This is a genomic window from Paucibacter sp. XJ19-41, assembly GCF_028462495.1.
Taxonomy (GTDB): domain Bacteria; phylum Pseudomonadota; class Gammaproteobacteria; order Burkholderiales; family Burkholderiaceae_C; genus Roseateles_E.
In genome coordinates this window covers 1-8,783 of record NZ_JAQOWX010000170.1, presented here as the reverse complement: position 1 = coordinate 8,783, position 8,783 = coordinate 1, and the positions used below count along the sequence as shown (strand labels likewise).

General features: G+C 70.7%; 6 protein-coding genes and 1 pseudogene. 2 read left to right on the top strand and 5 right to left on the bottom strand.

The window, feature by feature from the left end:
• Nucleotides 1–274: pseudogene (locus PO768_RS26570) on the bottom strand (hypothetical protein); the annotation flags it as partial.
• Between the two features lie 164 nt (nucleotides 275–438).
• Between PO768_RS26570 and PO768_RS26565 the strand changes: the two are divergent.
• Together PO768_RS26565 and PO768_RS26560 are read left to right on the top strand one after the other, a co-directional pair.
• On the top strand, nucleotides 439–1,038 hold the full coding sequence (locus tag PO768_RS26565) for a nucleotidyltransferase domain-containing protein (RefSeq protein WP_272648455.1): 600 nt from the start codon (nucleotides 439–441) through the stop codon (nucleotides 1,036–1,038).
• Nucleotides 1,007–1,483, top strand: coding sequence for a hypothetical protein (locus tag PO768_RS26560; RefSeq protein WP_272648456.1), 477 nt, complete (start codon nucleotides 1,007–1,009; stop codon nucleotides 1,481–1,483). Before PO768_RS26565 ends, PO768_RS26560 begins: the two co-directional genes overlap by 32 nt.
• A 15-nt stretch (nucleotides 1,484–1,498) precedes the next feature.
• On the opposite strand, the gene PO768_RS26555 is transcribed toward PO768_RS26560, so the two are convergent.
• The 4 genes from PO768_RS26555 to PO768_RS26540 all read right to left on the bottom strand — a co-directional run bounded on the left by PO768_RS26555 (nucleotide 1,499) and on the right by PO768_RS26540 (nucleotide 8,405).
• Complete coding sequence (locus PO768_RS26555) at nucleotides 1,499–3,157, bottom strand: SulP family inorganic anion transporter (protein WP_272648454.1); 1,659 nt, start codon at nucleotides 3,155–3,157, stop codon at nucleotides 1,499–1,501.
• Nucleotides 3,157–4,158, bottom strand: a complete 1,002-nt coding sequence (locus PO768_RS26550; protein WP_272648453.1) for a Bug family tripartite tricarboxylate transporter substrate binding protein — start codon at nucleotides 4,156–4,158, stop codon at nucleotides 3,157–3,159. Before PO768_RS26550 ends, PO768_RS26555 begins: the two co-directional genes overlap by 1 nt.
• A gap of 66 nt (nucleotides 4,159–4,224) precedes the next feature.
• A complete protein-coding gene (locus PO768_RS29365; protein WP_442953305.1) occupies nucleotides 4,225–4,893 on the bottom strand; it encodes a GGDEF domain-containing protein in 669 nt (222 codons plus the stop codon).
• A gap of 1,442 nt (nucleotides 4,894–6,335) precedes the next feature.
• Nucleotides 6,336–8,405: a tetratricopeptide repeat-containing diguanylate cyclase gene (locus PO768_RS26540; RefSeq protein ID WP_272648451.1), complete on the bottom strand. Its 2,070-nt coding sequence runs from the start codon at nucleotides 8,403–8,405 to the stop codon at nucleotides 6,336–6,338.
• Nucleotides 8,406–8,783: the final 378 nt, after the last annotated feature.

Sequence of the window (8,783 nt, the reverse complement as noted above, 5' to 3'; positions counted from 1 at the left end):
CGCCGACCGCGCGGCCGGACGCGGCACCGGCGCGCACATAAAGGCGCTCGCGGGCGCCACCGACGATGCACAAACCCAGCTCCCGGGCGGCGCTATCGAACAGCCGCAGCGGCGGGCCGGACAGGCGCAGCACCAGGCTCATCGCGCCGGTGGGCAGGGTGTGCTCGCGCGGCACCGCAGGCGCGGCGGCGCCGTCGCTGACCCAGAGCTTCTCGACGACCGCGCGCAGCGGCGGCGTGATCGACAGGCCTTCACGAACAAGCAGCATCGACATTGCATGAGCCCATGTGGGCATGCGGTGGAGGCTTGATTCTCGGGGAGTTCGGAGGCTCACGGTCTCGGCCGGTGCTTGTAGCCATATTGGCTACGATGTAGGCGAAATAACTACATCGTAGTCAATATGGCTACAATAGAACTCCACCACAGACGGGTGCACCGATGAACGAACTCACCTTGTCCGAAGTCTTCGGCAGCGTAGGCCGGTTTCGGGCTCTGCGGGCCTTGTTCGCCGAGCCGGGTCGCGGCTTTGGCCAGCGCGAATTGGCAGCGCAGGCCGGCATTGATCCGGGCAGCGTGGCTCGTCTGCTCAAGCGTTGGGTGCAAGCAGGCCTGGTCACCCGCCGTCAGCAGGATGGCTTGCCGCGTTACTACGCCAGCACGGACCCGAGCCTGGCACCTCTGAGCCTGCTGATGCAGCAGGACAGCCGACTGGTGCACACGCTGCGCGAGGCGCTGGCCAGCATCGACGGGGTGGCGGTGGCGCTGGTTTTCGGCTCCGTGGCGCGCGGGGATGCGGGGGCCGGCAGCGATGTCGATCTCTTGGTGCTGGGCGACGTGTCGGAGCTGAAGCTGAACGCGGCACTCAAGCCCGCTGGCCGGGCGCTGGGCCGGGCCGTGCATGCCACCGCATTTACCATCGAGTCATTCAAAAATCAGCTCCGTGGCGGCGAGAGCTTTGCGCAAGAGATTGTGCGGGGACCACGGATAGCGCTAATCGGTACCCTCGATGCTGCGATCCTTTCCACAACTGGCGGCTGAGCCGGACGCTCCGCTGAAGCCCTTGCCGGCCAACGCCCGCGACGTGGTGGCCTGGCTGCAGCAGGCCCAGGTCAAGCTGGATGATGCGCGACAAACCGTGGTGTCGGCGGGCACGCGCATGGATGCGGCCTGGGATGCCGTGCTGCTGGCCTGCCTGGCGGTGGCCTGTGCTCAGGGCTGGCGCGCCACCAGCGACCGCGGCCATCATGTGGTGGTGCTCGAGGCGGTGGTCCACGCCTTGGGTCTGAGCCAGGCCCGCTTCGATGAACTCGACGCCTTGCGTGATTGGCGCAATCGAAAATACCGCGCCGGCCAGGTCATGACGGTTGAGGACGTGCAGCAGGCCATCGCCTGGGTCACCCCTTTTCTTGACGATGTGGCCCACTGGTTTGCCGCCCAGCACCCCACGCTGATCAAGCAGGGCATGACCCAGAGCCCGCGTTGAGCGCAGGCTCCACCGTCAGTCCTTCAAGGCCTCATCCCCAGCCAACATCCCCTGATGATGGCTCAGGAACACCTGGCCGGCGAACCAGTGCTGCCAGCCGCTGCGGCGCAGCCGGTCGAGCACCGGGCCCTTGACCTCGCTCAGGTCGAGGCGGATGCCCTGGCGGCGCAGGGCCTCGTGCAGCTCGCGCAGGGCTTCCAGGCCGCTGAAGTCGATGCCGTTGACCGGTGACATTTGCAGTACGACGCGGCCGGGCGGCTCGCCCTGCTGGGCCAGATAGCTTTGCACCACCTCGGTCAGGCTGCGCGCATTGGTGAACAGCAGGCTTTCGTCGATGCGCAGGCCCAGCACGCCAGGCAGGCATTCGACCGCATGGCGGTCGACATTGCGGTAGTGCTCGGTGCCGGGCACCCGGCCGATCAGGGCCACATGGGGGCGCGCGGTGCGCTGCAGCAGCAAGGCGATCGAGCCCAGCACGCCGATGCCCAGCGCCGCCGCGACGCTCCACAGCAGCACCAGCGCGCTGACCGTCAGCATCAGCAGCGCCTCGGGCCAGGCGTAGCGCCAGGCCTCGCGGTAGGGCGAGAGCTTGAGCCCGGACAGCACCGCGACGATGATGGTCGCGGCCAGCACCGCCTTGGGCAGCTGGGCCAGCGGCTCGGCCAGCAGCAGCATGGCCAGCCCCATCACGCCGGCGATGAAGACCCCGGTCATGCGGCTGCGGCTGCCGGCGTCATACATCAGCACGCTGCGCGAGAAGCTGGCGGCCACCGGCATGCCACCGCTCAGCGCGGCGGCGATGTTGGCGCCGGCCAGGCCGCGCAGTTCGGCGCGTGCGTCGATGCGCTGGCCGGCGCGCCGGCCCAGCGACTCGGCCACCACCAGGCTGGACACATAGCCGACCAGGGCCACCAGCAAGGCGCCTGGCAGCATGGCCAGCCAGAGCGCGCCGTCCAGGCGCGGCAGGCTGAAGTGCAGGCGCAGCGGCGGCAGCTGGCCGACCAGGGGCACGCCGCGCGACAGCGCATCCGAGCCATGGGCCAGGGCCATCGCGGCCAGCAGTATCAGCAAGGGCGCGAGCCGGCCCGGCAGACCCTTGAGCCAGCGCCGCGCCGCCAGCAGCAGGGCCAGCGCGAGCAGGCCGTAGAGCGCGCTGAGGCCGTGCCAGGCGAAGCCGCTGCGCCAGACGCTCTGCAGCAGGGCCGGCAGTTCGAAACCCTTGGCCGGGCTGCCCAGCAGCACCGGCAGCTGGCTGGCCGCAATCGACAAGGTGGCGCCGGTCTCGAAACCGTGCAGCACCGGCACGCTCAGCAGCGCGGCCAGCGCATCCAGACGCAGCGCGGCGGCCAGCGCCAGGATCAGCCCGACTTCGGCGGCCAGCACCAGGGCCGCCTCGCTGGGGCTGACGCCGGCCGGCGCCTGGCCCAGGGTCTGGGCAATCATCAGCGCCAGCACCGCCACCGGGCCGAGGCCCAGATGGGCGCTGGAGCCGAAGGCGGCATAGAGCAGCAGCGGCAGCAGGCTGGCATACAGCCCGACCTGGGGCGGCAGGCCGGCCAGCATCGCATAGGCGATGCTTTGCGGGATCAGCAACACGCTGACGACCAGGGCCGCCAGCAGATCGTCGCGCAGGAGTTGCCGGCGGTAGTCCTGCCAGCGCTGCCACAGATGCATCAGTCGACCTTGGCGCCCGAGACCTTGACCACCTGGGCCCACTTTTTCGTCTCGCTCTGGATCAGCGCGGCGAACTCGCTGCTGGGCATGCCGCTGGCAATTGCGCCCTGGCTGGCCAGGCGTTCCTTGATGGCCGGCGTGGCCAGGGCCTTGGCGGTCTCGCGCTGCAGCAGCTGCACCTGGGCGGCGGGCATGCTGCTGGGCGCCAGCAGGCCGAACCAGGAGCTGGCCTCATAGCCCTTCAGCGCCGGGCCGCCGGCCTCCTCGATGGTGGGCAGCTCGGGCAGGGCCTCGCTGCGCTTGGCACTGGTGACGGCAATCGCCTTGAGCTTGCCGGCCTTGATCTGCGGCAACGAGGAGGGCAGGTTGTCGAACATCAGGTCGGTGTTGCCGCCCATCAGGTCCATCAGCGCCGGGCCCGAGCCGCGGTAGGGGAAGTGCAGCATGAAGCTGCCGGTCATGCTCTTGAACAGCTCACCGGCAAGATGGATGGAGGTGCCATTGCCGCTGGAGGCCATGTTTAGCTTGCCGGGGTTGGCCTTGGCGACCTTGATCAGGTCCTGCACCGAATTGATGCCCAGGGCCTGGGCCTTTGCCGGGTTGATGACCAGCACATTGGGCACGGCCGCGACCAGGGTGATGGGGGCGAAGTCCTTCACCGGGTCATAGGGCAGCTTGGGATAGAGCGACTGGTTGATGCCGTGGGTGCCCACCGTGCCCATCAGGATGGTGTGGCCGTCGGTAGCGCGAGCGACTTCGGCCGCGCCGGTGTTGCCGCCGGCGCCGGGCTTGTTCTCGATCAAGACCGGCTGCCCCAGCGCCTTCTGCAGCTCGGGCGCCAGCGCGCGGGCCAGGATGTCGGTGGTGCCGCCGGCCGCGAAGGGCACGACGATGCGCAGCGGCTTGCTGGGCCAGGCGCCTGGGGCCTGGGCCTGGGACAGGGCCGGCAGCAGGGCGACGGCCGCGACGAGCAGCGTGCGACGGGTCAGGTCTTGCGTCATGGGGTGTCTCCGTTGTTGTTCGAGGTCGGGGCCAAGTATGCGGCAAGCCCGCCGGGCTGCGAGCGATCAGCGCCCGGCCGGGCCGGTGGTGTGGCGCAGGCTGACCTTTTGCGCCGAACAGGCGGCATCGAAGTCGGCCTCGATCTGCTGCAGCGCGAGCACGTCGGCGGCCTCGACGCCGGCGATGCCGACCGCGCGGTTGCGGCCCTGGGCCTTGGCGGTGTAGAGCGCCATATCGGCCCAGTTGACCGCCTGCTCCCAGTCCAGCGCCAGCCGGCCGGGTGGCAGCGGAAAGCGCGCATGGCCGATCGAGACGGTGACGCGCAGCGGCCCGGCCTCGGTGGCGACCGGCTCGGTGCCGACGCTGAACAGGATGCGCTCGGCCAGCAGCTGCAGCTGGTCCTGCGCGACCTCGGGCGCGTAGACCAGAAACTCCTCGCCGCCCCAGCGCACCACCAGGTCCTCGTGGCGCACCGCCTGCGAGATGCGCCGTGCGACCTCGCAGATCACGATGTCGCCGGCCGCATGGCCATGGCGGTCATTGACATGCTTGAAGTGATCGATATCGACCATCAGCAGCGCGCCCTCGAACTGGCGCTGGGCGCGCTGCGCCATCACGGCCAGGAAATGGCGCCGGTTGGCCAGATCGGTCAGCGGGTCGCGCTCGCTTTGCGCGCGCAGCAGCAGCTGATTGGCCTTGAGCCGCTTGTTGGCGGCCTGCACGCGCTTGAGCATCACGCCGGCCAGCAGCAGCGACAGGGCCAGCAGCGTGCCGACCGCGATGCCGACGCGCTGGGCCAGATCGCGGTTGGCGAGCTGCTGGTCTTTCAGGGTCTTGTCGCGCGTCAGCAGGTCAAGATCGCGCTGGGCGCGGTCGCTGTCGTACTTGAGCCGCAGCTCCTGCAGCTGAGCCTCGCGGTTGCGGGCCTGGATCATCGCGCTGAGCGCACGCTCGGTATGGAAGGCCGTGATGGCCTCGCGCGGCTGGCCGGCTGCGGCCCAGGCCTCGCCGATTTCGCGCAGCTGGGTGGCGCGGCGCGCCGGCTNCTGGATCATCGCGCTGAGCGCACGCTCGGTATGGAAGGCCGTGATGGCCTCGCGCGGCTGGCCGGCTGCGGCCCAGGCCTCGCCGATTTCGCGCAGCTGGGTGGCGCGGCGCGCCGGCTCGGTCTGGCCGTCGGTCAGGGCCTGGGCGCGCGCCAGCTCGCGCCGTGCCGCGTCGAACTGGCGCAGCAGAATCATCGACACCGCCATGTTGTGGCGCAAGGTGCGCTCGATGCGCAGGTCCTTGTGGCGCAGCAGCACCGGCAGGGCCTGGCGCGCCAGCGCCAGCGCCATCGCCGGCCGGCCGTTGTGCATATGCAGATCGGTCAGATTGGTCTGGACCTGGGCCACCAGCCGCGGCGACTCGGCCTGCTGGGCGAAGGCCAACGCCTCCTCGTAGGCGCGCAGCTGGCCGGGCTTGTCACCGCGCCGCACCGCGATGCGGGCCTCGGTGATCTTGGTGCGCGCCATCGCCAGCGCATCGTCGCCGGCGCGCTCCAGCGCCGCAGCCAGCCAGCGGCGGGCCTCGTCACCCTGATCCAGTTCCTGGCTCAGCAGCGCCAGCGCGCCCATGCTGATCGCGCTCAGATAGCTGTCACCGCCGGCCTCCGCCAGCGCCAGCGCATAGCGCAAGGTGCTCGCGGCCTGGGCCAGCGCGCCCTGGGCCGCCTGGTCGCGTTCGATGATGCGCAGCGCCGCCCAGGCGCTGCGAAAGTCGCAGCCGCGCGCGATGCTGGCGGCCTCGGCGCCGCGCTCGCAGCGCCGCTCCAGCCCGCGCAGGGCCTGCTGCGCGGTCTCGGTGGCCAGGCTGTTGAGGCCGTCGCGCGCTGCCAGCTGGGCGCTCAGCACGGTGGCACGATCGCGCGTCTTCTCCACCGCGGCCAGGCGCTCGACGAGCTTGCGGGCGGCGCTGGTGTCGCCGCCCTGCACCAGGATCTGGCCCTCGGCCATGGCCAGCTGGTCCTGGGCCAGCGCATGATGCGGGGCCAGTTCGCGCAGCGAGCGCAGCGCGGCCTCGGGCCGGTCATAGGCCATCAGCACCAGACGGGCCAGCTGAGCATCGAGCGTACGGTCGATCTCGGCCAGCGCCGGGGCCACGGCCAGGCTCAGCATGAAAGAAAGCGCGAGCCGCCTCATGAGGCGCCCTGGCCCGACGGGCCCTGCAGTGCGACCAGGCCGACCCGGCCTTCCTGCCAGGCGGCTTCCATGCGGGTGGACAGCCGGCCCAGCTCGGCCTCGTCCTGCGCGTCGATGTGCAGCACGCCATAGGCCTTGTTGCGGCCATGGGCCTTGGCCAGATACATCACGGTGTCGACCAGATCGATGGCGCGCTCCCAGCTCAGCGCCAGGCCATGCGGCGCTACGGGCAAGCTGGCAAAGCCGATCGAGGCGCTGATGCCGATCTGCCGCTCGCCATGGGCCACCGGCGGCGCGCCGATCAGGTCCAGCAGGCGCTGGGCCAGCACCTGGGCGTCGACCGCGTCGCGCGGTGGCACGACGATCAGGAACTCCTCGCCGCCCCAGCGCACCACCAGATCGTCCTCGCGCAGCGCGGCCCGCAGGCGCTGCGCGACCTCGATCAGCACGCTGTCGCCGACGGCATGGCCCCATTGGTCGTTGATGCGTTTGAAGTGGTCGATGTCGATCAGATAGACGGTGCCGGCCAGCTTGCCGCTGTCGGCCAGGCGCTGGACGGCGGACTGGAAATGGCGCCGATTGGCCAGGCCGGTCAGCGGGTCGCGCTCGCTCTGGATCTTCAGGTGCTCGTTGCTGCTGGCCAGCGCCAGATTGGTGCGGCGAATGCGCTGATAGGCCAGGCCCAGCAGGGTGGCCGACAGCACCACGCAACCGGCCAGCGCGGCCCACAGCTTGAGCTCCAGATCACGGGCGCGGATCTGCTCGGCCTTCAGGCTGTTGGCGCGGTTGAGCAGCTCGATGTCGCGGGCGCGCCGTTCGGCATCGAAGCGCTCCTGCTCTTCGAGCACGGTCTTGCGGGTGTCGTCGCGCAGCACCTGGTCGATGATGCGGCGGTACTGATGGTGGGCCTCGATCGCGCCGGCCCAATCGCCCGCCTGCTCCAGATACTGGCCCAGTTCCTTCCAGCCGTCGGCGGCATAGGCCAGCGCGCCCTGCTGCTCGTCCAGCGTGATGGCCTGGCGCACATGGATCTGGCCCTCGGCGACCCGCTTCAGGCCGATCTTGGCGATGCCCAGATTGTGCCGCGCGACGATCTCGGCATTCAGGTTCTGCGCCCGCCGCGCCAGCGGCAGCGCCTGCTCGGCCAGCTCCAGCGCGCGCGTGTAGTCGCCCAGGCGCAGATAGTGGTCGGCGTAATTGGCCAGGCCCATTGCCTGCAAGCCTTCGGCCTTGGCCTCGCGGGCGTAGTTCAGCGCCTCGGTCCAGGCCTGGCGGGTCACGCTGCCATCGCGATCCTCGGCGTGCAGGATGCCCTTGACCGTCATCACGCTGCTCATCAGCACCGGGTCGGGGTCGAGCTGGGCCGCGCGCAAGGCCTCGGCATGGATCTGCTTGGCGCGCTCGACCTGCTGGGCGCGGTGGTAGGTGCGGGCCAGCTCGTTCAGGCCGGACGCACGGCGCCAGTGGGCGCCCAGGCCCTCGGCCTGACGCACTGCGGCCAGCGCGGCGGCCAGCGCCTCTTCCATCTGGCCGCGGTCGCTCTGCACCGTGGCCAAGGTTGCATGGGCGCGCAGCAGCACGCGCGGTGCGCGCGGCGCCTGGCCTTGCTGCTCCAGCGGGGCCAGGGCCTTCAGCGCCTCGCGCAGATCGCCCTTGTTCTGATGAAACTGGGCCAGCATCACGGCCGCCGCCAGCTCGGCGGAGGGGCGGTCGGCCTCGACCGGCCAATGGCTCAGCTGGCTCAGCAGTTCATCGACGCGCGCGCGGTCGCGCATCTGGCCGGCCGTCAGCCCGCGCAGGCTCAGCACTTCCAGGCGCTCGGCGCTGCCCGGCGCGGTGCGGGCCTGCAGGGTCTGCAGGATCTGCTCCTGCTGCTGGGGCCGGCCCCGGCTCAGGCGTTCGCTCTGCTCGATCTCCTGCCACAGCGCCTCGTCACGCTGGCCGGTCGGCGCATTGCGGCCCTCCTGCCCGCCCGGCTGGCAGCCAAGCAGCGGCGCGGCCAGCGCCAGGCACAGGGCCAGGACGCGGCCGCGCGGCATCCAGGACGCGGGGCAAACCATGCTCATTACCAGGCCTATCGGCGCATTCGCGGGCAGCTTGAGAATGGGCAGGACTCAGGCGGCCGCGTGGCTGCGCGCCTGGGGATGCGACCCGGCACGGCGGGTGCCACAAGGCCGGGCCTGAATCTGGTGCGGGCTCATCATGGGGGCGCGGGGGCTCTCTCTTGCTGCTTGTGGCGCCAGTGTAGGGACGCGGCCGGCCCGCCAGACCTGGGGCCGGCCCTAGGCCCGGGCGGAGTTGCGCAGTTTGCACGCTTAGCCGAGGTGGCTGCAGACCGCCGCCAGCGTCGCCGCGTCGGCCAGCAGGCGGCGGTGCCCCAGGCCGCTGCTGACTTGCAGCCAGGCCTCGGGCAGCGCCGCCGCCAGCGCCTGGGCGGCGGCCAG